The sequence below is a fragment of the Flavobacterium algoriphilum genome (genome assembly GCF_048158655.1).
GTDB classification, from domain to species: Bacteria; Bacteroidota; Bacteroidia; order Flavobacteriales; family Flavobacteriaceae; genus Flavobacterium; species Flavobacterium algoriphilum.
Map to the genome: position 1 here is coordinate 64523 of NZ_JBLNKY010000004.1, position 25175 is coordinate 89697.

At 33.4% G+C, this 25175-nt stretch carries 26 protein-coding genes; 19 read left to right on the forward strand and 7 right to left on the reverse strand.

What is annotated here, in order from left to right; all coding sequences use genetic code 11:
- The first annotated feature begins 32 nt into the window (after window positions 1–32).
- Both ACM55G_RS08705 and ACM55G_RS08710 read left to right on the forward strand, forming a co-directional pair.
- On the forward strand, window positions 33–557 hold the full coding sequence (locus ACM55G_RS08705; RefSeq protein ID WP_416843519.1) for a GNAT family N-acetyltransferase: 525 nt from the start codon (window positions 33–35) through the stop codon (window positions 555–557).
- Between the two features lie 149 nt (window positions 558–706).
- The gene (locus ACM55G_RS08710; protein ID WP_416843520.1) at window positions 707–1957 is read left to right on the forward strand and encodes an ATP-binding cassette domain-containing protein; all 1251 of its coding nucleotides are present in this window, start codon (window positions 707–709) and stop codon (window positions 1955–1957) included.
- Between the two features lie 40 nt (window positions 1958–1997).
- Here ACM55G_RS08710 and ACM55G_RS08715 read toward each other — a convergent pair whose 3' ends face one another.
- Window positions 1998–3521 (reverse strand): SulP family inorganic anion transporter, encoded by a 1524-nt coding sequence (locus ACM55G_RS08715; RefSeq protein ID WP_416843521.1) that lies wholly within the window; start codon window positions 3519–3521, stop codon window positions 1998–2000.
- A 333-nt stretch (window positions 3522–3854) separates the two neighbouring features.
- Here ACM55G_RS08715 and ACM55G_RS08720 point away from each other — a divergent pair, with 333 nt between their 5' ends.
- From ACM55G_RS08720 to ACM55G_RS08730, 3 genes are all read left to right on the forward strand, one after another.
- Entirely contained in the window at window positions 3855–5276 is a 1422-nt protein-coding gene (locus ACM55G_RS08720; RefSeq protein ID WP_416843522.1) for an adenosine deaminase, read from the forward strand.
- Window positions 5277–5500: 224 nt separating this feature from the next.
- Window positions 5501–6307, forward strand: a complete 807-nt coding sequence (locus ACM55G_RS08725) for a transglutaminase domain-containing protein (protein WP_416843523.1) — start codon at window positions 5501–5503, stop codon at window positions 6305–6307.
- A 101-nt stretch (window positions 6308–6408) separates the two neighbouring features.
- The gene (locus ACM55G_RS08730) at window positions 6409–6552 is read left to right on the forward strand and encodes a hypothetical protein (RefSeq protein WP_416843715.1); all 144 of its coding nucleotides are present in this window, start codon (window positions 6409–6411) and stop codon (window positions 6550–6552) included.
- A gap of 148 nt (window positions 6553–6700) precedes the next feature.
- Here ACM55G_RS08730 and ACM55G_RS08735 read toward each other — a convergent pair whose 3' ends face one another.
- Complete coding sequence (locus tag ACM55G_RS08735; RefSeq protein ID WP_416843524.1) at window positions 6701–7747, reverse strand: RluA family pseudouridine synthase; 1047 nt, start codon at window positions 7745–7747, stop codon at window positions 6701–6703.
- The gene (locus ACM55G_RS08740) at window positions 7737–8360 is read right to left on the reverse strand and encodes a PASTA domain-containing protein (protein ID WP_416843526.1); all 624 of its coding nucleotides are present in this window, start codon (window positions 8358–8360) and stop codon (window positions 7737–7739) included. The genes ACM55G_RS08735 and ACM55G_RS08740 overlap by 11 nt, the downstream gene beginning before the upstream one ends.
- Window positions 8361–8479: 119 nt before the next feature.
- On the opposite strand from ACM55G_RS08740, the gene ACM55G_RS08745 reads away from it, so the two are divergent.
- The 3 genes from ACM55G_RS08745 (at window position 8480) to ACM55G_RS08755 (ending at window position 10574) form a co-directional block, all read left to right on the forward strand.
- Window positions 8480–9451, forward strand: coding sequence for a D-alanine--D-alanine ligase (locus tag ACM55G_RS08745; protein WP_416843527.1), 972 nt, complete (start codon window positions 8480–8482; stop codon window positions 9449–9451).
- A gap of 11 nt (window positions 9452–9462) precedes the next feature.
- Complete coding sequence (gene coaD, locus ACM55G_RS08750; protein ID WP_416843528.1) at window positions 9463–9918, forward strand: pantetheine-phosphate adenylyltransferase; 456 nt, start codon at window positions 9463–9465, stop codon at window positions 9916–9918.
- Window positions 9919–9995: 77 nt separating this feature from the next.
- Entirely contained in the window at window positions 9996–10574 is a 579-nt protein-coding gene (locus ACM55G_RS08755; protein WP_416843529.1) for a PhnA domain-containing protein, read from the forward strand.
- A gap of 169 nt (window positions 10575–10743) precedes the next feature.
- On the opposite strand, the gene ACM55G_RS08760 is transcribed toward ACM55G_RS08755, so the two are convergent.
- Entirely contained in the window at window positions 10744–12090 is a 1347-nt protein-coding gene (locus ACM55G_RS08760; protein WP_416843530.1) for a DEAD/DEAH box helicase, read from the reverse strand.
- A 322-nt stretch (window positions 12091–12412) separates the two neighbouring features.
- A complete protein-coding gene (locus ACM55G_RS08765) occupies window positions 12413–13018 on the reverse strand; it encodes an NUDIX hydrolase (RefSeq protein WP_416843531.1) in 606 nt (201 codons plus the stop codon).
- Window positions 13019–13025: 7 nt separating this feature from the next.
- Between ACM55G_RS08765 and pyrE the strand changes: the two genes are divergently transcribed.
- Both pyrE and ACM55G_RS08775 read left to right on the forward strand, forming a co-directional pair.
- Window positions 13026–13673, forward strand: coding sequence for an orotate phosphoribosyltransferase (pyrE, locus tag ACM55G_RS08770; protein WP_416843532.1), 648 nt, complete (start codon window positions 13026–13028; stop codon window positions 13671–13673).
- Between the two features lie 28 nt (window positions 13674–13701).
- Window positions 13702–14094 (forward strand): SRPBCC family protein, encoded by a 393-nt coding sequence (locus tag ACM55G_RS08775; protein WP_416843533.1) that lies wholly within the window; start codon window positions 13702–13704, stop codon window positions 14092–14094.
- Window positions 14095–14183: 89 nt separating this feature from the next.
- On the opposite strand, the gene ACM55G_RS08780 is transcribed toward ACM55G_RS08775, so the two are convergent.
- A complete protein-coding gene (locus tag ACM55G_RS08780; protein WP_416843534.1) occupies window positions 14184–14912 on the reverse strand; it encodes a biotin--[acetyl-CoA-carboxylase] ligase in 729 nt (242 codons plus the stop codon).
- Between the two features lie 97 nt (window positions 14913–15009).
- Here ACM55G_RS08780 and rsfS point away from each other — a divergent pair, with 97 nt between their 5' ends.
- The 8 genes from rsfS to ACM55G_RS08820 all read left to right on the forward strand — a co-directional run bounded on the left by rsfS (window position 15010) and on the right by ACM55G_RS08820 (window position 21323).
- Window positions 15010–15381 (forward strand): ribosome silencing factor, encoded by a 372-nt coding sequence (rsfS, locus tag ACM55G_RS08785; protein ID WP_039109645.1) that lies wholly within the window; start codon window positions 15010–15012, stop codon window positions 15379–15381.
- A 15-nt stretch (window positions 15382–15396) separates the two neighbouring features.
- A complete protein-coding gene (ftsH, locus tag ACM55G_RS08790) occupies window positions 15397–17322 on the forward strand; it encodes an ATP-dependent zinc metalloprotease FtsH (RefSeq protein WP_416843535.1) in 1926 nt (641 codons plus the stop codon).
- 113 nt (window positions 17323–17435) lie between these two features.
- Window positions 17436–18038: an LUD domain-containing protein gene (locus tag ACM55G_RS08795; protein ID WP_416843536.1), complete on the forward strand. Its 603-nt coding sequence runs from the start codon at window positions 17436–17438 to the stop codon at window positions 18036–18038.
- A 1-nt stretch (window position 18039) separates the two neighbouring features.
- Complete coding sequence (locus tag ACM55G_RS08800; RefSeq protein WP_416843537.1) at window positions 18040–18930, forward strand: phosphatidate cytidylyltransferase; 891 nt, start codon at window positions 18040–18042, stop codon at window positions 18928–18930.
- Complete coding sequence (locus tag ACM55G_RS08805) at window positions 18920–19573, forward strand: phosphatidylserine decarboxylase family protein (RefSeq protein WP_416843538.1); 654 nt, start codon at window positions 18920–18922, stop codon at window positions 19571–19573. The genes ACM55G_RS08800 and ACM55G_RS08805 overlap by 11 nt, the downstream gene beginning before the upstream one ends.
- Entirely contained in the window at window positions 19573–19848 is a 276-nt protein-coding gene (locus tag ACM55G_RS08810) for an acyl-CoA-binding protein (protein ID WP_416843539.1), read from the forward strand. The genes ACM55G_RS08805 and ACM55G_RS08810 overlap by 1 nt, the downstream gene beginning before the upstream one ends.
- Window positions 19849–19851: 3 nt before the next feature.
- On the forward strand, window positions 19852–20625 hold the full coding sequence (locus ACM55G_RS08815) for a superoxide dismutase (RefSeq protein WP_416843540.1): 774 nt from the start codon (window positions 19852–19854) through the stop codon (window positions 20623–20625).
- A gap of 254 nt (window positions 20626–20879) precedes the next feature.
- A complete protein-coding gene (locus ACM55G_RS08820; RefSeq protein ID WP_416843541.1) occupies window positions 20880–21323 on the forward strand; it encodes a hypothetical protein in 444 nt (147 codons plus the stop codon).
- A 60-nt stretch (window positions 21324–21383) separates the two neighbouring features.
- Here ACM55G_RS08820 and ACM55G_RS08825 read toward each other — a convergent pair whose 3' ends face one another.
- Entirely contained in the window at window positions 21384–23252 is a 1869-nt protein-coding gene (locus tag ACM55G_RS08825; protein WP_416843543.1) for an alpha-amylase family protein, read from the reverse strand.
- A gap of 274 nt (window positions 23253–23526) precedes the next feature.
- On the opposite strand from ACM55G_RS08825, the gene ACM55G_RS08830 reads away from it, so the two are divergent.
- Window positions 23527–25155 (forward strand): OstA-like protein, encoded by a 1629-nt coding sequence (locus tag ACM55G_RS08830; protein WP_416843544.1) that lies wholly within the window; start codon window positions 23527–23529, stop codon window positions 25153–25155.
- Window positions 25156–25175 lie beyond the last annotated feature (20 nt).

Here is a 25175-nt window from a genome sequence, read left to right on the forward strand (position 1 = left end):
CTTTGAAAAAAACCAATAGACAATTTACTATCATGAATCCAATAGAAATTAGAAAAGCCACACTATCTGATCTTGAAACCTTACAAAAGATAGGTACCCAAACTTTTATAGAAACTTTTGCAGCGGTAAATACACCCGAAAATATTGCTAATTATGTCAGTGAAAGTTTTAATTCAGAACAATTAGCTGCTGAATTAAACAATGTAAATTCCCAGTTTTATCTGGCCACTTCAGGCAACGAAATACTTGGTTATTTAAAAATAAATTTTGGCGATGCCCAAACCGAAACCATTAATGATAATGCTTTGGAAGTACATCGAATTTACGTTTCACAAGCTTTTCATGGAAAGAATGTAGGTCAATTGTTAATTGATAAAGTAAAAAAAATTGGACAAGAAACGGGTGTTGCTTCCATTTGGCTTGGTGTCTGGGAAGAAAATCACAGAGCGCTAAGATTCTATTCGAAAAATGGGTTTGTCGAATTTGACAAACATGTTTTCACATTAGGAAATGAAGAACAAACCGACTTATTGATGCAGCTTTTAATAAATAAATAATAACAAACAGCATAATCCGTAATTCCAATTTTAGCTTACAGAAAATTAGAAACATTTTCCATCAAAACAAAAGCTGTAAAATTTGTGTTTAAAAAACTATACGTTTAATTTTGTACTTGCACTTAGCGCCACAAATTACTTATCTTAAAATGTACAAAAATACACATTGGAACATCCTTTTATCTAATCAGGTAAATAAAAAAAAATTTATTGAAACCTTGTTATCAGGAGAAGCAAAAGGTGAATTAACTACTTTTAATGAACTGAAAGGGATTCTTTTTTCAGATATTGCTATTGAAAAATTCATCACAAGAGAAAATCGTTATGATATTGTAGAAGCTGCTCCAGAATCAAACAGAAAACTACGTACTTTTTCCTCTGGTGAACAAAAAAAAGAGTTTTTACGCTATTGTGTCAATCAAAATCCAGATTATATCATTTTTGATAATCCTTTTGATCATTTAGACCAATCCTCCAGAGTAACATTGTTTAATTCCCTCGAGAAATTATCGGCTTCTGTTCGTATTTTACAATTGGTAAACCGTGCCAATGATTTACTTCCTTTTATTGAAAATAAAGGGCAAATAATTGATAATTCTTTTACTTTAAACAAAATCAATGTAATTGAAACCAATGAGAAAATAGTCGCAACTTCTTTAATTCCAAAACCATTAAAATCTTTTGATTATAACGAAAGTGTTCTTATAAAAATGAATGGAATTTCCGTGAGTTATGAGGATAGAAAAATTGTAGACAGGATTTCCTGGACTATCAAACAAGGTGAATTTTGGCAACTTATTGGGCCGAACGGTTCTGGAAAAAGCACGCTTTTATCCATGATTACAGGGGATAACCCAAAAGGATTCGGACAAGAATTATACCTTTTTGGACGAAAAAAAGGTAGCGGTGAAAGTGTTTGGGAAATCAAAAAACAAATTGGTATTTTCTCAACGCCAATGATGGAATTATTCCAAAGAAATAATAGTTTAGAACAAATGATTCTGTCCGGTTTTTTTGACACTATCGGTTTATACACTGAACCAACCACTTTACAAAAACAAATTGTAGCCCAATGGCTTGAGGTAATTGAGATGAGCCATTTAAAGAATAAAATGTTTAATCAACTCTCTATTGGTCAACAAAGAGTCGCACTGATTATTCGTGCCGTTCTAAAACACCCGCCATTAGTTATTTTAGATGAACCGGTAGAAGGCTTAGACGATGAAAATGTAGCCTTGGTAATACAACTCATCAATATTTTAATCCAAGAAACTAAAATGACGATTATCTATGTTTCCCATCGTATTGAAGCAAAGCTCGCTCCTAATTCTATTTTTGAATTAATTCCAACGGAAACAGGATCAATTGGTAAAATAAAATTCCATTCCCAGCTTAATTAAGAGGTCTTGAATAGATACCGAAATCTATTTTTATTCTAAATTATTCAGAAATCACTTGATACGTTGGATCTTCAATAATATTGACTTCAATAACGTCGTCCGCATTTTTCAATAGCTGACGGCAATCAGAACTTAAATGACGGAGATGAACTGTTTTATTGCGTTTGGCGTAGCGTTCCGTGATTTTATTAACGGCTTCAATTGCACTCATATCGGTAATTTTACTTTCTTTAAAATCAATGATTACCTCGTTTGGATCATTAGAAATATCAAATTTTTCGGTAAATGCTGCTGTAGATGCAAAAAATAAAGGACCATATATTTCATAATGCTTCACTCCTTTTTCATCAACATATTTCTTGGCACGAATTCGTTTGGCACTTTCCCAAGCAAAAACCAAAGCAGAAATAATTACTCCAATTAAAACTGCCAAAGCCAAATTGTGCAATAAAATAGTAATTAACGCCACTACAACTCCAACAAAAATATCATGTTTCGGCATTTTATTGATGATGCGAAAACTAGCCCATTCAAATGTTCCAATAGCAACCATAATCATGACCCCAACCAAAGCAGCCATAGGTAATTGCTCAATTATTGGTGCACCAAATAAAATAATCATCAATATTGTCAACGCAGCAATAATTCCGGATAAACGGGCTCTGGATCCTGCGGAAAGATTCACTAATGTTTGCGCTATCATGGGACAACCGCCCATTCCAAAGAAAAACCCATTCAGGATATTTGCACTTCCTTGTGCGATGCATTCCCGATTTCCATTTCCTTTTGTTTCGGTGATTTCATCGACTAAATTCAAAGTCAATAAACCTTCCGTTAATCCTACCGATGCCATGATCAAAGCATAAGGAAATATCAATTGCAAAGTTTCAAAATTCAATGGAATATTCGGAATGTGGAATGGTGGAAAACCCCCACTTATTGAAGCTATGTCTCTTACTGTTTTGGTTTCAATACCAAAGAAAAAAACCAACGCAAAAACAACTATAATCGCTACTAATGAGGCTGGAACAGCTTTAGTAATTTTTGGCAAAAAAACAACGATTCCGATTGTCAATGCAACTAAACCAAGCATAATCAACATTGGGCTACCGGAAAGCCAAATACTCTGACCGTTAACAATAGTTTTGAATTGTTCCAACTGCGACATAAAAATAATAACCGCTAAACCATTGACAAACCCAAACATTACCGGTTGTGGCACCAAACGTATGAATTTCCCAAGTTTAAAAACACCAACTAAAATTTGTATAATTCCCGCTAAAGCAACGGCAGCAAAAACATATTCTAAACCGTTTGATTTCATCAAGGCAATTAATACAATCACCGTTGCCCCTGCTCCTCCGGAAACCATTCCAGGTCTGCCTCCCACTATTGCAGTAACCAAACCCATAATAAAAGCGGCATATAAACCTGTCAAAGGAGGAAAACCTGCCAATATAGCAAAAGACAGTGATTCAGGAATCATGGTCATGGCCACGGTTAAACCCGCTAAAAATTCAGCTTTATAATTTACAGCTTGCTTAAAATCAAAATATTTCTTCATGGGTTGTTTACTAGATGTGTAAAATGTTAACGTCAGGATTCATGAAATCAAAATCCCGAAAGAAATCAATACGTATAATACGAAATTGTACAAATAAATCAGTACAAAATAAACCAAAGTATATCAAATTAGAAAATGGCAAAATACTTTTTTATCGAATTGCAAAAGTAAAACTTTTTATTCGATGCATAAAATAGAAAACGGAATTGCTTAAATTTGAAAAAAATAAACCTTCGTTTAAAATGCTTATTAAACTTCTTAGTTTCTAAGCTAAATTCATTTTTGACGATTTAGCAAAGGTCATTAAACAAATCATCCAATTGAAATTACAATATGAAATTACTTTATACTTTACTCTTTACTGCTCTTTTGAATATCGGTTACTCACAATCTACTAACGAGTATTTTGAAAAGATTAGAAATAATGAAGCCAAATTAACCGCTTTCTTTTCTCAAATGCCTAAAGGAGGCGATTTACACCACCACTATTCCGGATCGATTTATGCAGAACCACTATTAGAACGAGCCATTGCTGATGATCTTTACCTCAATACCGAAACCATGCAAGTGCAAAAAGAAAAAAAATCCACTGGAAACTGGGAACAATTTTCTACACTGAAAAGTCGTGGGGAACTAGCTGTCTATAAACAAAAAATTATGCAAAGATGGTCTGTGAAAGATTACAATCATGTGGATTATCCTTCGGACAAGTTATTTTTTGAATCGTTTATGAAGTTTGAACCAGCAATCAAAGGTAATTTTGGACAAGGACTATTGGAACTAAAAAACAGAGCCATTACTGAGAATGTGAGTTATATTGAAACGCAATTAGCTACGATTCCTTGTGCTATGAACACCGATGATTTAACCCAATTCAACACCCGATTGCGACAATTAGCAAAAGTAAAAGATGAGATAGCAATTATAAAATCGCTGGATTCTATTTACAATGCTTTACTGCAAAAAGATGCTGCATCGTACGCCAATGATTTCAATACTAAATTTGTAGCAAAACTTCATAATGACCTTCAAATTGATGATGCCCGCTTTACAATGCGTTATCAAAATTTTGTTCTGCGTTTCATGGAACCGGTCGATTTATTTAAAAATCTGGTCATTGCTTTTATTTCGGCAGATAACAGTCCGCTTATGGCCGGTGTTAACATTGTTTCCCCGGAAGATGGCGAAACATCGATGAAAGATTATTGGTTGCACATGGTAATGTTTAAATATTGCCATTCTCGTTATCCAAATGTAAAATATACGTTACACGCCGGTGAACTGACCCTTGGTTTAGTGCAACCTGAAGACCTTACTTGGCATATCAATGCAGCTGTGTATATTGCCGGAGCAAATCGTATTGGTCATGGTGTGGATATCGCGTATGAGCAAAATTCTTATAATTTATTGCGGTATATGGCTAGGAAAACAATTCCGATCGAAATAAATCTGGTGAGTAATGAATTTATTTTAAAAGTAAAAGAAAACCGTCATCCGTTGACATTGTATAAAGAATTTGGCGTTCCGATAGTCATCAGTACCGATGATGCTGGCATATTAAGAACCAATATGACGGAGCAATATGTGCTATTAGCAAAAAGATACAAAGAAATAACTTACGTTAATATTAAACAATTTGTTTACAACAGTATCAATTATAGTTTTATAAAAGACACTTCTGTAAAAAAAAAATTGCTTAAAAATCTCGACACTCGATTTAAAACTTTCGAAGCAAATTATCCTTTAAAAAAATAATTTTAGGAACTCGTTAGAATGCATTTAAAAACAACTTAAAAGTCCCTTTTGGACCTTTTTATTTACTCTTAAACGGTTAACCAGAAAAAATAATTTTTAAATAGTTAATTTCACTATATTTGACATACCTACTTAATTACTAAACGTTTACAATTAAAAAAAATAATTTTTTACGTTTCATTTCTTTATTTTAATTGTTTAAAAACAGGATAAATTATTGAACAATGAGTAGATCTTTAATTTGGTATTTAAGAAGGCATCCTTTACTATACGAAGTACGATTTAGATTATTATCTAAAAATGCATCTGTTGATCGCGTAGAAAATTTTTGTTACAATAACATTAATAAAACAGCCGATATTCCTGAAATCTATTTTGAATTAAATCCATTAAATTTCGAAAAAACAAAAAACGTATTAAGTGACATCGATAAAGCAAAAAAAATAGCTATTTGGCTAAGAAACAACATAAAAGGCGGGGAGGGATTAGGGAAATCATCAGAAATCGCTTTAAGAAAAATGATGAACGGAGAAGGAGGTGTTTGCAGTGATTTTTCGCAAGTTTTCAATAATTTTTGTGTAATAAATGATTTAAAAGTAAAAGAATGGGGACTGAAAGTAATTTCAAATGACCCCAGTCTTAAAGGCGGTCATGCATTTAACGAAGTGTATTCCAGAGAATTGCAAAAATGGTTTATAATTGATGTTTCCAAATCACTACTTTTCTATCTTATAAATCCAATGATTCCATTATCCATTTTCGATTTGGTTACTCTAAAAAATGGAAATCAAAAAGTAAGCTTTTCGTGTTTTAACGAAAACACCGTACTTGACTGTAAAAGGATAACGGATATTTATATCACTTCTAATTCTTCTCCTTTTTTAATCACTAATTATTGTAATAAAACATACGACTCTTATTTAAATAAGCTAAATTTTCTTCCAGAGTCTATAGTTCATGGACTACTATTTCTTCTTGGTAAAAGCTATACTTTTGAGTTTCCAAATATAAAAAAAATTGTAAAATTGTAAATTTGACTCTATTTTGTAATTATAATTTACTTATAATAAATTACTTACATAGTTAGATCTCTTATCGAAAACTCCAATAATCTTACCGGTACGAAAAAATCATATCCAAAAACTACAAATTCAACAGACTCAATATAGAAAAAGCTTCTTGGAGTCCCAGTGGGATTTATATAGAAGCTATTGATCCATTTGGAAACCGATTAACTTTTTACAGAGGAAGAGTAATCACAATTTTGTACGAATAAATTTATTTTGATAAATGAATATTGACGTTTGTAAACCCTATTATAATCATACAAATAAAAAATGCCAATTTGCGAAATGAACTTTTACTTTCCATTTAATCACTCGTAAAACACCATTTAAAAAGCCCCATTCGGGGCTTTTATATTTTTAATTTTCTTCTTCGTCGTCCTTGGTATGGGATTTTGAATATCCGCGCCATTTTTCAATACAATTCTGAAAATCCTGTGGAAGTTCCGTATCAAAACGCATCATTTCTCCTGTTGCAGGATGTACAAAGCCCAAAGTCTTGGCATGTAAGGCCTGTCTAGGCAATGCTTTGAAACAGTTTTCTATAAATTGTTTGTACTTAGTAAACGTAGTCCCTTTTAGAATCAAATGACCGCCATAGCGCTCGTCATTAAAAAGAGGATGCCCTATGTGTTTTAAATGCGCTCTAATTTGGTGTGTTCTTCCTGTTTCCAACTGGCACGAAATTAACGTCACGTATCCAAAACGCTCCAACACTTTATAATGCGTCACAGCTGGTTTCCCTATTTCCGGATCAGCAAAAACTGCCATTTGCATGCGATCTTTGAGGTGACGCGCTAAGTTTCCTTCAATCGTTCCTTGCTCTTCAACCACATTTCCCCAAACTAAAGCAACATATTCTCTTTCGGAAGTTTTTGCTTCAAATTGTTTGGCAAGATGTGTCATCGCTGCTTCCGTTTTGGCAATAACCAATAAACCAGAAGTGTCTTTATCAATTCGATGCACAAGTCCGGGACGTTCGCTGCTGTTCATAGGCAAATTATCAAAATGATAGGCCAAAGCATGAACCAAAGTTCCCGTATAATTCCCATGACCGGGATGAACCACCATTCCTGGCAATTTGTTAATCAATAACAACGCATCATCTTCATAAACAATATCAAGCGGAATATTCTCTGGATTAATATGGTTTTCATAAGGTGGATGCGTTAGCATAACGCGAACAACATCATTGGCTTTCACTTTGTAATTCGACTTCACAGTGGCGTCATTTACAAAAATATTCCCTTCAGTTGCTGCTGTTTGTATTTTATTCCGAGTGGCATTTTGAATCAAACCCATCAAATATTTATCAATTCGTAAAGGCGCTTGGCCTTTCGGAACTTCAAATCTAAAATGTTCAAATAACTCTTCTTCTAAATCTACTGTATCTATATTATTGTTCATTTGCTGGTGTTGGTTCTAACTGTGTTGCAAGACTGTCTACTGCTCCACTTTCCTCTTCATAACTCATTTTTCCGTCTCCTAAAACCAAATCAATTTTGGAGGATTTCAAGACTCTATCCCCTACTTTTAGGTTTCTGCCTTTGTAACGCATTTCCAGTACCATATCTTTTCCAAGATTTGGAACATAAGTAATAGTTCCTTCTTCAAGGCCTAAAGCTTTCAATGTGGGCACTGCTTCACGATATGTTTTTTCAATCAAATCAGGAATTCGCACAGACGAAAATCCTGAAGCGTTGATTTTGATATACACCTTTCTACCTACTTTTACTTTAGTCCCGGGCAATGGATCTTGCTCCACGACACTAAACTTTGGGAAATCATTTCTAAAATCCACACTGTCCAAAAGCACGTAATCTAAATCCAATTCATCCAACTTATTCTCTACTTGTTCTTCGGTGAGCTTACGCAAATCCGGAACAGCAATTTCATGACCATGATCTGTTGTAAATGTCAACCAATGCATAAACAAATAGCCCAAAACGGCAATAATGGCAAGAGCAATTAATGCTTGCCCAAAAAAGACACGGCTTGTAAGATACTTACGTAAAGTCATAAATTTATTTTTATATGCGGCAAAGATAAAGCTATTTCGTTTCAAAAAAAATGATAATTTTGTTTAGAATACGTTTAATCGGTTAATCGATTAAACGTTTAACCGATTAAACGTATAAAATGAAAAACATTGCCATCATCATGGGCGGATATTCCAGCGAGTATAAAATCTCACTTATCAGTGGAAACGTCGTATATCAATTTCTTGATAAAACTAAATACAACGGATTCCGAATCCATATTTTCAAAGAAAAATGGGTTTATGTTGATACCAATGATGCCGAATTCCCGATCGATAAAAATGATTTTTCAGTAACAATAAACGGAACTAAAATCACTTTTGATTGCATTTTCAATGCCATTCACGGAACTCCGGGCGAAGATGGATTAATGCAAGCTTATTTCGAATTATTGCAAATTCCACAAACATCTTGTGATTATTACCAAGCAGCATTAACGTTCAATAAACGTGATTTATTGTCGGTTTTAAAGCCATACGGAATAAAAACGGCTATTTCTTATTACCTAAACAAAGGCGATAGCATCAATACCGAAGAAATTGTAACCAAAGTAGGATTGCCTTGTTTTGTAAAACCCAATAAAGCAGGCTCCAGTTTTGGAATTTCCAAAGTTAAAACTGCCGCCGAATTGCCAATAGCAATAGAAGTAGCTTACAAAGAGGATAACGAAATCATCATAGAAAGTTTCCTTGATGGCACGGAGGTTTCTGTAGGTGTAATTAATTACAAAGGAACCGTAACCGTTTTACCAATAACCGAAATCGTTTCTGATAATGATTTTTTCGATTATGAAGCCAAATATTTGGGTAAATCCCAGGAAATCACACCCGCAAGAATCTCGGATGAAATGACCCAAAAAGTAAGCGAAATAGCCAAACGCGCGTATGATGTCCTAAAAATGAAAGGGTTCTCCAGAAGCGAATTTATTATTGTAAACGGAGAACCTCATATGCTGGAAATGAACACTATCCCGGGATTAACCACGGAAAGTTTGATTCCGCAACAAGCCAAAGCCGCCGGAATCTCATTAGAAGATTTGTTTACGAATGCGATAGAATTGGCTTTAGTTTAAAAATAAAATAAATGAGAAAAGCCATATTCCCAGGTTCCTTTGACCCAATCACTTTAGGACATGAAGACATCATCAAGAGAAGCATTTCTTTATTTGATGAAATCGTAATTGCTATTGGTGTCAATGCCGAAAAAAAATACATGTTTTCACTCGAAGAAAGAAAAGGATTTATAGAAGAAACATTCAAAAACGAACCCAAAGTTTCAGTGATTACGTATGAAGGTTTAACCACTGAACTTTGCAAAAAATTAAAAGCCGATTTTATCCTCCGTGGGTTGCGAAATCCAGCCGATTTCGAATTCGAAAAAGCCATTGCCCACACCAATCGCCGTTTAGCAAAAATAGAAACCGTTTTTTTATTAACCGCTGCAAAAACTTCGTATATCAGCTCCAGCATTGTGAGAGATGTAATTCGCAATGGCGGTCAATACGAAATGTTGGTTCCTGACGCGGTTCGGGTTAAATAGTAACTACTGGGACAACAGATATAAATTTGTGAAAGGCTATTTAGCCGTATTTTTACTAAAAATAAAAGCCATTAGACATGAGTATAGAAAGAGAATTAAATAAACGAAGTGGATCAAAATGTGAACTTTGTGGTGCAACAGAAAACTTAAAGGTATATCAAGTGTTGCCTACAAAAAAAGGTGGAATTAATGAAAGCATTTTAGCTTGTACCACCTGTATCGATCAAATTGAAAATCCGGATACTCAAGATTTAAACCATTGGAGATCTTTAAATGACAGCATGTGGAGTGAACATATTCCAGTACAAGTTGTTGCATGGAGAATGTTAAGTCGTCTTCGTTCGGCAGGTTGGCCTCAAGAATTATTGGACCAAATGTATTTAGATGAAGATACTTTGGCTTGGGCACAAGCTACAGGTGAAGGTGAAGATGATGAAAACAAAGTGATTCACCGTGACAGTAACGGAGTAATCTTGGAACACGGAGATTCAGTTGTTTTAATCAAAGATTTAAAAGTAAAAGGTTCGAGTATGGTAGCTAAACAAGGAACTGCAGTTCGTAATATTAGACTGGACCACGAAAATGCAGAATATATTGAAGGAAAAGTTGATGGTCAGACTATTGTCATTATTACACAATACGTGAAGAAGATATAGTTTTTTTTCCAGTCACAGTTTTCAGTCTCTGAAGTTTAAAAAAATGTGTTTCACTATTTCGCCCTCCAGCTGATTCAAATAAAAAAATCGTTAGCAGTAAAATATTTTACTGTTAACGATTTTTTTTAACTGAAAACCGCGACTAATCCCGAAGCTTCTAGACTAAAAACTACTCTTCTTCTTTCTTAATTACTTTTCTGGCTACTTCAATTTTAAACTTCTTACCTTTCATTTTTTCATCTTTTATGGCATGCAATAAATCTTTTACTTTATTGAATTTCACTGCCGCAAAAGAAATAAAATCTTTCACTTCAATTAATCCTAAATCGCCTTTTTCCAGTTTTCCTTTTTGAGAAAAGAACCCTACGATGTCAATTTTATTTAATTTATTTTTCTTTCCCCCACTGATGTAAATCGTCTGAAATTCCGGCGGTTTTGGCAATGAAGTCGAGTTTTCAATTTTTAACGATTCCATACCATAATCGATGTAATCCATTTTCTTCTCGCTTTCGTGAGCAATGATATACGCCGTTCCAGAAGCTAACATACGTGCTGTACGTCCGTTTCTATGGGTGAATTCATCTTCTTTGGATGGTAAATGATAATGAATTACGTGATTCATTTCGGGGATATCAAGTCCACGAGCAGCTAAATCGGTAGTGATTAAATAACTCACACTTCCATTTCTAAATTGGATTAGCGCGCGTTCTCTCTCATCTTGATCCATCCCGCCATGATAATACGTGGCATAAATTCCTTTTTCGTTTAACGTATCACTAATACGTTCTGCAGCATCACGATGGTTGCAAAAAACAATTGCCGATTGCGATTTTAATGAACAAATCAAATTGAACAAACTGCCAATTTTGTCTTTTTCTTTAGAAACAACCATTTTCATGGAAAGATTCGTCTCTTTTACGTTTTCTGGAATAAAGTCCAGAATTGTTGGGTTTACTACTCTCGTATATCTTGGAATCTCAATATCTGAAGTTGCCGAAACTAAAACACGTTTGTTTAGTTTAGTTAGTTTCCCAATGATAAATGACATTTGCTCATGGAAACCCAATTGCAATGATTTGTCAAATTCATCCAAAATCAACGTTTGGATTTTATCCACTCGGAAAGTTCCTCTGTCGATATGATCTGCAATTCTTCCCGGCGTTCCTATTAAAACTGCTGGTGGATTGCTTAAATTCTTTATTTCAGTATCAATGGAATGTCCGCCGTAGCACACATTTACTTTATAATCAGTTCCCATTTTTTTCCAAACCTGCTCAATTTGCAAACCTAATTCACGAGATGGAACCAGAATTAAACATTGAACCGATTGGATTTCGGGCTGTAACATTTCTAAAACAGGTAACAAAAAAGCGAGCGTTTTACCCGAACCTGTTGGAGAAAGTAATAAAACATTATTATCATTCAGTATTGCATCTTGCGCGACTTCCTGCATTTCATTCAGGCTTTCGATGCCTAAATTTAAAAGTATATTGTTGGAATGGTGTTTCTTATTCATTTTGCAAAAGTACTTAAAAAAAGTGGTCAGTTATCAGTTTTTAGTATTCAGTCGCAGTTTTCAGCTGCAGTCGTGGGTAATTCGTTTAATCGAAGAGAATCCAAAAAATAAAAACATAGCTCCCAAGACAAATTCTTACATTTGAATCACAGCTTTAACTGAATACTAAAAAATGAATGTGGATAACTCCTACTGAGTAAAGGATAGAAGCTAAGCACCAAGTGCTGCGGATAGCCTGACATCAGTAATAAAAAAGGGGCTAATCAGTATTACGATGATTAGCCCCTTTTTATTATTGGTGGCACGCCCAAAATAGCGTTATTTATGAATGAAGACTTTTTTCTTCTTCAAACAGTAATTTTATGTTCTCGTACGAATTTTTTAAAGCTTCCTTAATTTGTTCCGGATTCATCCAGGCCACCTTTTCGATTCCTTCTTCTAATTGTCCTTGTGGAGTACCTTCAAAATCAGATTGCATTTCGAACCAATGCGTAATTTTTAGTTTATATTTTCCATTGCGTCTAAAAACATGATACGTTTTTTGAAGTTTATGGGAAATTGTTAAACCATTTACGCCAGTCTCTTCCTCTACTTCTCGCATGGCTGTGGCTTCAATTTCTTCTCCTTTTTCGATTCCGCCCTTTGGTAAATCCCATTTTCCGTTTCTGAAAATGAATAAAACCTCCCCTTTTTTATTGTATACCAAGCCGCCTCCAGCTTTATTAACAGGAATTTTGGCTTTCAAAGTCTTCATAATCTCCTTTTCATCAGGGTGATACAAGTAGGCTTTTTGAATTTTATTTTGAAAGATTTTTACTATAAGTTGCTCTATGTCAATACTTTCTAATAAAAAAAGTTGAAAATCCGTCTCCTTAGAGATGTGATTTGTCAAAAAAAGTGGTTTGTCGTTAACAAAAACTTTATACATTTGTAGTATGATTTTTAATAAAGAAACAGCCGAAAAAACAGCCGAATTGCTTTTGCAAATAAATGCAATTAAATTGAATCCAGGAAATCCTTTTACATGGGCTTCCGGATGGAAATCTCCTATCTACTGTGATAACCGATTAATACTCTCATTTCCAGCCATAAGAAATTATGTACGGGATGAGTTTGCCAAAAACATTGAGAAACAATTTGGTAAACCTGATGTTATTGCGGGAGTTGCAACAGGAGCAATAGGAATAGGAATGCTCGTAGCCGAAAGTTTAGGCTTACCATTTGTGTATGTACGCCCAGAGGCAAAAAAACACGGAAGATTAAACCAAGTAGAAGGTTTTTTACAAAAAGGACAAAATGTTGTTGTTGTAGAAGACTTGATCAGTACTGGAAACAGTAGTTTAATTGCTGTTGAGGCTTTGCGTGCAGCAGGAGCAAACATAAAAGGTATGGCAGCCATTTTTACCTATGGTTTTGATGTTGCAGACCAAAATTTTAAAGATGCAAATATTGATTTATTTACCCTCAGTAATTATACGAATTTATTGAATTTGGCTGTTGCCAAAAAATATATTACTGAAGATGAGGAACAAACCTTGAGAGAGTGGAATGTGAGTCCGTCAAATTGGAATATTGAAGTTTAAAAAATTTAAAAATACAATCCGCTAAACTATGAACTTACAAAGTCCAAAAGTTACTGTACCAAAATCAGCTCAAGAATTATTTGATTTATTGAGTGACGTTAGAAATTTCGAAAAATTGATGCCGGAAACCATTGCTAAATTTGAAGTTATTAGTGACGATGCATTTCTTTTTGGATTAAAAGGCATGCCAGAAATAAAATTAAAAATGAAAGAAAAAGTAGCGCCGAACAAAATTGTTTTGGCTGCTGCAAGTGATAAACTTCCTTTTACTTTAATCGCAAATATTGATCCTATTTCAGACAATTCAAGCGATGTGAAACTTGATTTTGAAGGAGATTTTAATCCTATGATGGCCATGATGATAAAAGGTCCTATTGGAAAATTTATCGAAACATTGGCTACTAACATGGCAAAACTATAAACCTTTTTTTAAAAAATTTATAAACCCTTTTAGCGTCAAACTGAAAGGGTTTTTTCTTTTATACTTTGAAGACCTCATTATGGCCAAGGTTAATACAACATTTGAATTTCCTTAATGTCAAATTCAGAAACACGATCTCCTTCTAAAAGTACCTGAAGTTTTCCAACAGGCGAAACACCTTGGATAATTCCCATAAAATTTTGATTATTTTGATCTGAAAAAGGCGTTGGAACTCCTTTTTTGAATAGTTTATTAGTGTAATCAGACCATAAAAAATCCGATTGGTGTTTCCATAATTTTATATTTGATTCAATCTTATCCTTAATAGAAAAAAGCAGCTCCTCTTTATCAAATTGTTTATTACAAACAGCCGCTAAGGAGGATGCTTTAGGTAGATTTTCGAAATTAGTTTGATTTACATTTAGCCCTAAACCTACTATAGAAATAATCGTTCCGTCACTTTTAATACTATTTTCTATCAAAATGCCACCTATTTTTTTATTGTATGACATAATGTCGTTAGGCCATTTTATGCTAAGATTGGGAATCTCGTAGAATTCTAAAACTTTAATAACAGCAAGAGAAACTGCAATATTTAGATTGTATATCTGCGAAATATTCGGTAAAAAATCTTTTACCAAAATGCTCATTATTATGTTTTTACTAGCTTCAGAAGCCCAAACAGCACCCATTTGTCCTTTGCCTTTTGTTTGGCTTTCAGCAGTTACAACAGTAAAATTTTCCAGTTCTTGTTTGTTCGATAACCGTTTAAGGAATTCATTTGTAGAATCTATGGCATCGAGTTTGATACGTTTCATATACGTTTTTTTGTGAAACAGAATTTAATATTATGTTAAGGTTCAAAAATAATCACAAAAAATGGTAACTTTACAAACTTATATATAAAAATAATTCATGGCGAAAAAGACTATAAACAATGATGTGCTATTGGCGAACATCATTAAAGGAATAGAAGAAGTAAAAGGAAATGATATTGACATTCTTGATTTAAGAGAAATAGACACGGCAGTTTGTGACTATTTCATCATCTGTAATGGAAATTCAAACACACAAGTTAACGCAATTGTAAACTCAATCCAAAAAACAGTTTCAAAAGAATTAAAAGACAAGCCTTGGCATGTTGAAGGGACTGATAATGCAGAATGGGTTCTTATGGATTATGTAAATATCGTGGTTCATGTTTTCCAAAAACACATCCGAGAATATTACAACATTGAGAGTCTTTGGGGTGATGCAAAAATCACTACAATCGAAAACAAATACTAAAGAAACAAACTTATAATGGCTAAAGAGAATAATCCAAATTCGAATAAATTTAAAATAAGTCCTTGGTTAATTTATACAGCAATTCTTTTAATTTTCTTGTTTATAAGTTTCATAACTGGAGGCTCAACTTTAAGTGAACCAGCGCAATTAACTTCTTCTAAATTCAATAATTATTTAGAAAAAGGTCAAATTGAAAAAGTTATCGTTTACAATAAAACTGAGGCTGAAGTGTATCTTAACTCAGCAGCTTTGAAAGATCCTGAAAACAAAAAAGTTGCCAAAGATGTTTTTGACCGACCTAACAAAGGTCCGCATTATTCATTCGATATTGGTAATGATCAAATATTTCAAACTAAACTTGAAAAAGCTGTTGTTGAAGGAAAATTAAAAGATTTTAATTTCCTGCCAAAAAATAATTGGTCTGATATCTTAATCAGTTTATTACCAATCATCATCATTATAGGGGTTTGGATTTTTATCATGAGAAAAATGTCAGGCGGTGGCGGTGGCGGTGGCGGACAAATTTTCAATATTGGAAAATCTAAAGCAAAGCTTTTTGACGAAAAAACTGATATCAAAACTACATTTAAGGATGTTGCTGGCCTTGAAGGTGCAAAAGAAGAGATTCAAGAAATTGTTGAGTTCTTGAAAAATCCTGAAAAGTACACCAACCTTGGTGGTAAAATTCCAAAAGGAGCTTTACTCGTAGGACCTCCAGGAACAGGAAAAACGTTACTAGCAAAAGCAGTTGCCGGTGAAGCGCAAGTACCGTTCTTCTCTTTATCAGGTTCTGATTTTGTTGAAATGTTTGTGGGTGTAGGTGCTTCACGTGTCCGTGACTTATTCAAACAAGCAAAAGAAAAATCTCCTGCTATCATTTTTATTGATGAGATTGATGCGGTTGGTAGAGCCAGAGGAAAAAGCAATATGTCAGGTGGAAATGACGAACGCGAAAACACACTAAACCAATTACTTACTGAAATGGATGGTTTTGGAACCAATTCAAATGTAATCGTATTGGCAGCAACAAATAGAGCTGATGTTCTTGACAAAGCGTTAATGCGTGCAGGTCGCTTTGACAGACAAATTTTTGTTGACTTACCAGATATTCGTGAGCGTGCTGAAATTTTTAAAGTACACTTAGCTCCTTTGAAAAAAATAGAAGGATTGGATACTGACTTTTTAGCAAAACAAACTCCAGGGTTTTCTGGTGCTGATATTGCCAATGTATGTAATGAAGCAGCTTTGATTGCAGCAAGACATAACAAAACAGCAGTTGACAAACAAGATTTCCTTGATGCAGTTGATCGAATTGTAGGTGGTCTTGAAAAGAAAAATAAAATTGTAACTCCAGAAGAAAAGAAAGCAATTGCTATCCATGAAGCTGGTCACGCAACGGTAAGTTGGATGCTTGAACACGCAGCTCCGTTAATAAAAGTAACTATTGTTCCTAGAGGACAAAGTTTAGGTGCTGCTTGGTATTTACCAGAAGAACGTTTAATTGTCCGCCCTGATCAAATGCTAGACGAAATGTGTGCTACAATGGGCGGAAGAGCTGCAGAAAAAGTAACTTTCAACAGAATTTCAACCGGTGCATTAAGCGATTTAGAAAAAGTAACGAAACAAGCTCGTGCGATGGTTACCATTTATGGTTTGAATGAAAAAATAGGTAATGTTACTTATTATGATTCTACCGGACAAAGTGAATACAGTTTTTCAAAACCATATTCTGAAGAAACTGCTCGAGTAATTGACGAAGAAATTTCGTTACTTATTGAAAGCCAGTACCAAAGAGCTATTGAAATATTAGAAGAAAATAAAGATAAACTGGATCAACTTGCAAATATTTTAATTGAGAAAGAAGTTATTTTTAAAGATGATTTAGAAGCTATTTTTGGAAAAAGAACTTTTGATAAAAATCTTGAGGAAGTGGTCTCTTAAAAAACACCTATTATTTAATTTATTTTAAAATCTTAATTCAAAAACCTTTTTTGAATTAAGATTTTTTTATCTTTGAACGTTTTCAAATAATAAATTAAGTAGTTTACAAGAATATGAGTCTTTTTAGAAAAATTTTTGGTTCTAGCAATCCGGCTTCTGAGGAAGATAAAGAAAGTGAATTTAATAAATCCTTTGCTGATAAAGCTACCTCTATAGATGAAAAATTCATCTACAATTTTAAAAAAAATGGTGGTAAATTTTTATATTGTGAGAACTCTGAAGAAGTAAAAGAACAATTCGAAAACATACTCGAGGAGAATGACTGGTTTGAAAGTGAAGTTTTATGTTATGAGCCTGCTCTTTTTGGGATGCTGGAGGACAATAAGCTTAATTATGACAAACCTAAAAATCCAAAATTTATTCTTGCAGGTTGTGAAAATTTAATTGCTGAAGAAGGTTCTATATTATTCTCTTCAAAGCAAATTAAACAAAACAAACCAAACGAATTACCTGCAAACATTATCATTTTAGCACATACAAGTCAGATCCTTGATGCTAAAAGTGACGGACTCAGTGCTATAAAAAAGAAATACCAAACCGATTATCCTACCAATATAACTACAATAAAATATTTCGAAAAAGCGAAAGAAGAAGATTTTACACAATATGGAAGTTCGGCAAAAAATCTATATTTATTGCTTTTAGAAGATCTTTAAAATGAATGAAACTCTAAAACGAGGTATATCAGGAGCTATTTATATCATATTATTACTCGCTTCTATTTTATATTCAACGGAAAGCTTTTTTATTCTATTTGGAATCTTTCTTATAATTACAGTTTATGAATTTTGCAATTTAATTCAAATACATAAATTATTACCAATACTTTTCGGAACAGTTTTATATTCTATAGTAACTTTAGTAAGCCATTACAATAAAATTACTACAGATACTATCAATCAGCTATTCAATACTGATTTAGAAATTTCAATAAACATTCAACAATTAGACGTTGTTTTATTGGTGGTAGCATTGGTGATATCCATAAAATGCATCCTTTTCTTGTTTTATGATAATATTCAAAAAATAAGTACTTCATCTAAATATTTGTATTTATTAGGGTACATTATACTTCCATTTATATTTATAACTAAAATTTCATTTGGAATAAATGACTATAATCCTAAAATTATAATTGGTTTATTTATCTTAATTTGGACTAATGACACCTTTGCCTACATTGTAGGGAAATCTATAGGGCGAAACAAATTATTCGAAAAAATTTCACCTAAAAAAACAATAGAAGGATTCTTCGGCGGAATCGTTTTTGCGGTTGTAGCGGGTTATTTAATATCAAAATACTATATCCGAGCCAATCCTCAATTTAGTGATAGATCTGTCTTAATTTGGACTTCAATAGCTGTAATTGTTGGAATTGTAGGCACCATCGGAGATTTAATTGAATCCAAATTCAAACGTATAGCTGGTGTAAAAGACAGCGGAAGTATCATGCCAGGCCATGGAGGCATCCTAGATCGATTAGATAGTGTTATATTTGTAGCACCAATTATATTTTTATTTTACCAAATCTTAAACTATGTTTCATAAAGAAGGAACCCCATCAATTTTATTAGGCACTATTTTTACTGCTGTAGTGCTTTTATTGTCCGACAAATTTATTGACCACAATTGGCTTAAAATGTTAATCCAATTAAGTGCTTTTTTACTTTTGATTATCATTTTACAGTTCTTCAGAAATCCAAAAAGAACTGCCATACTTAATGACAATGTAATACTTGCTCCAGTTGATGGAAAAGTGGTTGTTATTGAAGAAGTTTACGAAGGAGAGTATTTTAAAGACAAACGTTTGCAAATTTCGATTTTCATGTCACCAATAAATGTACATGTAACGCGTTATGGACTAAGCGGAATTATAAAATTCAGTAAATACCATCCTGGAAAATTCTTAGTGGCTTGGCATCCAAAAGCGAGCGAAGAAAACGAAAGAACAACAGTCGTCATTGAAAATAAAACATTCGGTGCCATTCTATACCGACAAATTGCCGGTGCTTTAGCCCGAAGAATTGTAAACTATGCCGAAGAAGGAATGCAGGTAATTCAGGGAACTGATGCCGGTTTTATAAAATTTGGTTCAAGAGTAGATATATTTTTACCTTTAGGAACACCCATAAATGTAGTTCTTAATCAAAAAGCAATTGGAGGAAAAACAATTATTGCTACAAAAGGATAATGATTGAAAAAGATTTAAATACCCAATTTCAAGAAGCGGTTGAAATAGCTTCTGAAATGACTCAGTCATCTTTACCACAAGATGTTCAGCTAAGGCTTTATGCTTTTTATAAACAGGCAACTTTGGGAACTTTAGATTTAAAACAAACCTCAAATAATCATTTAAGAGATGCTTTCAAAATAAATGCTTGGATGCAAATAAGTCATCTAACTACAGATGAAGCTAAAGAACAGTATATCGAAATCATCAATTCTATTGTAAAAAAAATAAAGTAACTCATGAGAAAGTTTAATTTTTGTATCCCTTGTTTAGTAACAGCAATCCTTTTACTCTCGTGCAATAACAAAAAACTCACTGAAGTTGTGGAAGTTCCTTTACCAACAGCTCAAGAAAAAGTATCAGTAGGAATTCCTGATGATATAAAGGCTAATGAAGGTTCTTTTCAACTGGAAAAACTACCGTATTCTTATGATGCTTTAGCACCAAATATTTCGGCTATTACACTAGAAATGCATTATTCTAAACATTATTTAACCTACACTAATAACTTGAATCAGGCTGTTGCAGGTACTGTATTAGAAAACCTGACTATTGAGGAAGTATTAGCAAAGTTAGATTTAAATGATGCCAATACAAGAAACAATGCTGGGGGTTATTACAATCATACTTTATATTGGCAAATTATGGCTCCTAAAGCCGGTGGAAAGCCCACAGATATTTTAGACGAAACAATTAAAACCGATTTTGGTTCATTTGAAAATTTTGTGACTTTATTCAAAGACGAAGCAACAAAACAATTTGGTTCAGGTTGGGTATGGCTTGTAGTTGATAAAACCGGTAAACTCCAAGTGACCAGCTCTCAAAATCAGGATAATCCTTTGATGAATAATGCACTTATTCCCGGAACTCCAATATTAGCTTTAGATGTTTGGGAACATGCTTATTATATGGATTACCAATACAAACGGAAAAACTATATCGATGCTTTTTTTAATGTAATCAATTGGAAAAAAGTAGCTGAAAATTATGACGCTGCGATAAATAAGAAGTAGCAAACTATATCTTTTTAGTTACTGAGATATAATAAATCCATCCATTTTATCTCCTAAGTTTGTCGTATTGACAAGAAATTTTTATGTCGTAAACAGTTTTTTTTAAAAAAAAATTTTTTGAATCTGTAACCAATAATTTAGTTTTAAAAAACACCCGTGAATTTTATAACTTATTTATGATTTTATATAAGAACCATTATCATAAAAAAATCAACTTTGTACAAATAGTTCTAACAACCAAATTTTTAAATAAAATGAAAAAAAAACAATCCAATTGCTTTTCAAAAAAAATATTTTTAAATATTTTTTTAGTTTTTCTAGCCCTTTCATTTGCTTCATGTGGGAAAAAAGTATCTTTTCAAAATTCCTCTATTGTTCCTGCAGCTCGTGGACAGGTTACCATCAAAAAGGACAACAATAAAAATTATTTTATTAAGATAAAAATAGATAATTTAGCCGAAGTAAAAAGGCTGGAATCTTCAAAAAATGCTTATGTAGTTTGGATTGAAACCGATGAATCACTTACCAAAAATATTGGACAAATCCAAAGTGATACTAAGTTTATATCCTCAAAATTGAAAGCATCATTTGAAACCGTAACCGCATTTAAACCCACAAAAATATTCATTACTGCTGAAGATAATGCAGACACACAATACCCAAGATCACAAGTCATATTAGAAACGGAAAAATTCTAAAAACTAAACATAAAAAAAGGGTGGAATAAATAGTATTTCACCCTTTTTTATGCCCTAAATTTAGAGTTGATAAATAAACGATTCGGATGGAGCAATTGTAATATGGGCTTTTCCTTCCCCATTTAAAACCTGCAATTGAATGGAACTTTTATCATACAACTGATCCGTTAACGTGTAATTTCCATCTTTTAAATTCCATTTTTGAATAATTTCTGAAGGAATTTTTAATTCGAAATTACTACTGGTAAGCCAAGAGAAATTAGTTACTACTATTAATTTTTGAGTATCTGACCAACGAGTAAAAGCATAAATTCCTGAATCATACCCTTGCGTTTCATGGCGATTAACCGATTGAATTTCTTTGTATTTTCCCATTAGGGCAGAACTTTTAAGAGAAAAATTCAGCAATCTTTTGTAAAAATCACGCAAATCTTTTTCGCTTTGTGTCGATTGACCTCCGTCAAATTTCCCTCCGTTCATCCATCGCTGGTGATTTGGAACACCCACATAATCAAAGATTGAAGTTCTGGAATGCGTACCAAAACCTCCGTTTTCGTTTCCTGCCTCTCCTACTTCTTGTCCAAAATAAATCATCGTAGGCGAAGTACTTATTGTGGTTGAAACAACCATTAAAGGTTTCCCTTTTTCTGGGCTTCCTGCAAATTCCGGACTTGCTAAACGTTGTTCATCATGATTGTCCAGAAAATGCAACATATGATGCTCAATATCAGCCATACCGTTTTGTATGTCCGATAATCCGTCAGGTAATGACTTGCCTCGAATTACATCTTTTAATTTATCATAGATTTCTACCTTATCATATAAATAATCCATTTTACCCAAACGGATATAATTCCTATACTCATTCGGATTATAGACTTCTGCCAATAAAAAAGCATCTGGATTTTTAACTTTAACAGCTGAATTCATATAGCTCCAGAACTCATAAGGCACCATTTCGGCCATATCGTATCGAAAGCCATCAACCCCTTTTTCAGTCCAATACAAGGCAATATCTCTGAATTTTTTCCAAGAATCCGGAACATCCTTTCCTTTCCAAAAATCGAAATGCTCTTTATATGATTTTGCATCAAAACCGGCAGGAAGTTCTGGAAAATCTTTCGAACCATCAGGACGAATACCGTAATTTACTTTCACCGTTTCATACCAATCATTACGATCTGGTTTTGCGAGACGAGAACCGTTACCAGTCCATTTTGCCGGGTATTCTTCGAATTTCCCATCAATAATCGGATTCTTTTCTCCGTTTAATGGTCTATCTGTATCAGGAACTTCAAAGTGTTTATTTGGTATATAATAAAAATTATTATCTCTTTTATATTCAACAGTTACATCATCATTGGCACCAAAATCATTCACCCCTTTAGGATTATTCTTCCCTTCATATTTACGAGCAATATGATTGGGAACAATATCTATAATTACCTTTAATCCTGCTTTGTGGGTTCTAGTAATTAATGCCTCAAATTCTTGCAAACGATTGGCTGGATTAACTGCCAAATCCGGATTCACGTTGTAATAATCTTTTACGGCATATGGCGAGCCTGCTCTTCCTTTGACTACATCTGGATCATCATTAGAAATTCCAATTGCAGTGTAATCTCTTATCAAAGCATGATGCGGAACTCCGGTGTACCAAATATAAGTAGCCCCTAAACCCTTTATTTCCTGTAATGCCGAACCTGTAAAATCATTAAATTTTCCCACCCCATTTTCTTCAAGGGTTCCCCAAGGTTTATTATTGGTGTTTTTATTTCCGAATAACCGAGTAAAAACCTGATATACAACTTCTTTTTTATTTGAGATCCCTTCTTTTTGTGCTGCGTTCATTTTTAAATCTTTCGTTTTACAAGCCGTCGCCAAAAGCACCAAGCTTATTCCTGCAACAATAGTTATTTTTTTTATCATACAAAATTATTTACCGTGATTTCTACCTTTTTTTTATGAATTACAAATCAATTTTTAAATTTAATATTTTTTAGAATAAAGAAGCCGCAATCATTTAAAATTAAAATAAGTCCCTTTTAAAAAAAGCACACTACAACGAAAGAGTCTCATTATTTGTTGATAACTTTAAAATAAGGGCAATTGGTTTTTGAGGCCATATCGTGTAATTATAAATAAATCCTAATATGGATTAGGATTGTCTCCTTTTTCATAAATTTGACAAAAAATAAATCCCTTGAAGAAACCACTATTTTTCATTCGTTGTTGTTTACTCTTACTTTGTACTAATTTGATTTTGGCACAAGCACCAAAAAAAATTATTGTTGAACATTCAGATTATTTTGAAGTGAATCAAGTTGAAATACCCGATGCAGTTTTGCTGACCGGAAATGTTCGAGTAAATCATGATGGAGTCGTTTTAACCTGCAATAAAGCCTATTATTTTCAAAAGGAGAATTACATTAAGGCTTTTGGAAATGTACAATTAGTTCAAGGAGATACTTTATTTTTAAACAGTAAATATGCTGAATATAACGGAAATGTAAAAAAAGCATTTGCTACGGGAAATGCAGTGATGAGTTCTCCGGATGCCACATTGGCTACAGACACCATCAATTTTGACAGAAACACACAGGAAGTATTTTACAATTCCCCTGGAACAATCGTAAATAAGGATAATACTTTAAAAAGTAAATCAGGAAAATATTATGTCGCTGAAAAAAAATTCCAATTTCTTACCGCAGTTACTATTACGAATCCAACCTATGTGATAAAAACAAATCATTTGGATTATTTCAGTAATTCAGGGCATTCCTATCTTTTAGGGCCTTCGACAATTACCAGCAAGACTAATTATATTTATACTGAAAAAGGATTTTATGACACCAAAAAAAATCTGGCCCATTTTCTCAATAAATCCTATATTCGATATGATGATCGGGTAATTAAAGGAGATAGCTTGTATTATGATAGAAACAGGGAATTTGCATCGGCAACGCGTAATGTCAAAATAACGGATTCCATCAATCGCGGAATTGTTAAAGGGAATTACGCCGAGATATATAAAAATCAAGATTCGATGTTTGTAACCAAAAGAGCCGTGGCAGTAAACTTTGTCGAAAATGACTCGGTTTACATTCATGGAAAAAAATTAATGGTTACCGGTAAAGAAGGGAACCGAATTATTCGGGCTTTCAACAATGTTCGCTTTTATAAAACAGATATGAGCGGCAAATGTGATTCGATACATTCGAGTTCAAAAACAGCTTTAACAAAACTGATTAGAAATCCAATACTTTGGAATGGTGAAAACCAGATTACAGGAGACATCATGCATCTTATTGGAAATAAAAATACTAAAGCGCTTGATTCGCTTAAAGTCTTGAATAATACTTTTCTGGTCTCAAAAGACACACTGGGAACGGGCTATAATCAGGTAAAAGGGCAAAATCTTTTTGGAAAATTTGAAGAAGGAAATTTGCATGATGTGGATATCATAAAAAACACCGAAGTCATTTATTACATGCGGAACGACGCCAAAGAACTGATTGGAATCAACAAAAATGTGAGTAGTAAAATCAATATTATTTTTGACAAAAAAACAATAGAAACCATCACCTTTTTTAAGCAAGTAGATGGCGATATTTTTCCCGAGAAAGAGTTGCCTGAAAATGCACGAAAACTTCGGGGTTTGGTCTGGCGTGGCGATGAAAGAATAAAATCCAAAGACGATATTTTTCCACCGGAAGAAAATGAAGATAACGATAAAATAGCCAAAGCAACCAAAGCCGAAGATGCAAAAAAAGATGTTCCAATGAAAATCCGAAAGGAAACATTGAATTATGATAAAAAGAAAAAGAAGTGATTCGTGTTCATTCACAGTTG

What these genes read in the sequence shown, in the direction of transcription:
- ACM55G_RS08705 (WP_416843519.1), top strand. Translation starts at nt 33, where the DNA reads ATGAATCCAATAGAAATTAGAAAAGCCACACTATCTGATCTTGAAACC.
- ACM55G_RS08710 (WP_416843520.1), top strand. Translation starts at nt 707, where the DNA reads ATGTACAAAAATACACATTGGAACATCCTTTTATCTAATCAGGTAAAT.
- ACM55G_RS08715 (WP_416843521.1), bottom strand. Translation starts at nt 3,521, where the DNA reads ATGAAGAAATATTTTGATTTTAAGCAAGCTGTAAATTATAAAGCTGAA.
- ACM55G_RS08720 (WP_416843522.1), top strand. Translation starts at nt 3,855, where the DNA reads ATGAAATTACTTTATACTTTACTCTTTACTGCTCTTTTGAATATCGGT.
- ACM55G_RS08725 (WP_416843523.1), top strand. Translation starts at nt 5,501, where the DNA reads ATGAGTAGATCTTTAATTTGGTATTTAAGAAGGCATCCTTTACTATAC.
- ACM55G_RS08735 (WP_416843524.1), bottom strand. Translation starts at nt 7,747, where the DNA reads ATGAACAATAATATAGATACAGTAGATTTAGAAGAAGAGTTATTTGAA.
- ACM55G_RS08740 (WP_416843526.1), bottom strand. Translation starts at nt 8,360, where the DNA reads ATGACTTTACGTAAGTATCTTACAAGCCGTGTCTTTTTTGGGCAAGCA.
- ACM55G_RS08745 (WP_416843527.1), top strand. Translation starts at nt 8,480, where the DNA reads ATGAAAAACATTGCCATCATCATGGGCGGATATTCCAGCGAGTATAAA.
- coaD (WP_416843528.1), top strand. Translation starts at nt 9,463, where the DNA reads ATGAGAAAAGCCATATTCCCAGGTTCCTTTGACCCAATCACTTTAGGA.
- ACM55G_RS08755 (WP_416843529.1), top strand. Translation starts at nt 9,996, where the DNA reads ATGAGTATAGAAAGAGAATTAAATAAACGAAGTGGATCAAAATGTGAA.
- ACM55G_RS08760 (WP_416843530.1), bottom strand. Translation starts at nt 12,090, where the DNA reads ATGAATAAGAAACACCATTCCAACAATATACTTTTAAATTTAGGCATC.
- ACM55G_RS08765 (WP_416843531.1), bottom strand. Translation starts at nt 13,018, where the DNA reads ATGTATAAAGTTTTTGTTAACGACAAACCACTTTTTTTGACAAATCAC.
- pyrE (WP_416843532.1), top strand. Translation starts at nt 13,026, where the DNA reads ATGATTTTTAATAAAGAAACAGCCGAAAAAACAGCCGAATTGCTTTTG.
- ACM55G_RS08775 (WP_416843533.1), top strand. Translation starts at nt 13,702, where the DNA reads ATGAACTTACAAAGTCCAAAAGTTACTGTACCAAAATCAGCTCAAGAA.
- ACM55G_RS08780 (WP_416843534.1), bottom strand. Translation starts at nt 14,912, where the DNA reads ATGAAACGTATCAAACTCGATGCCATAGATTCTACAAATGAATTCCTT.
- rsfS (WP_039109645.1), top strand. Translation starts at nt 15,010, where the DNA reads ATGGCGAAAAAGACTATAAACAATGATGTGCTATTGGCGAACATCATT.
- ftsH (WP_416843535.1), top strand. Translation starts at nt 15,397, where the DNA reads ATGGCTAAAGAGAATAATCCAAATTCGAATAAATTTAAAATAAGTCCT.
- ACM55G_RS08795 (WP_416843536.1), top strand. Translation starts at nt 17,436, where the DNA reads ATGAGTCTTTTTAGAAAAATTTTTGGTTCTAGCAATCCGGCTTCTGAG.
- ACM55G_RS08800 (WP_416843537.1), top strand. Translation starts at nt 18,040, where the DNA reads ATGAATGAAACTCTAAAACGAGGTATATCAGGAGCTATTTATATCATA.
- ACM55G_RS08805 (WP_416843538.1), top strand. Translation starts at nt 18,920, where the DNA reads ATGTTTCATAAAGAAGGAACCCCATCAATTTTATTAGGCACTATTTTT.
- ACM55G_RS08810 (WP_416843539.1), top strand. Translation starts at nt 19,573, where the DNA reads ATGATTGAAAAAGATTTAAATACCCAATTTCAAGAAGCGGTTGAAATA.
- ACM55G_RS08815 (WP_416843540.1), top strand. Translation starts at nt 19,852, where the DNA reads ATGAGAAAGTTTAATTTTTGTATCCCTTGTTTAGTAACAGCAATCCTT.
- ACM55G_RS08820 (WP_416843541.1), top strand. Translation starts at nt 20,880, where the DNA reads ATGAAAAAAAAACAATCCAATTGCTTTTCAAAAAAAATATTTTTAAAT.
- ACM55G_RS08825 (WP_416843543.1), bottom strand. Translation starts at nt 23,252, where the DNA reads ATGATAAAAAAAATAACTATTGTTGCAGGAATAAGCTTGGTGCTTTTG.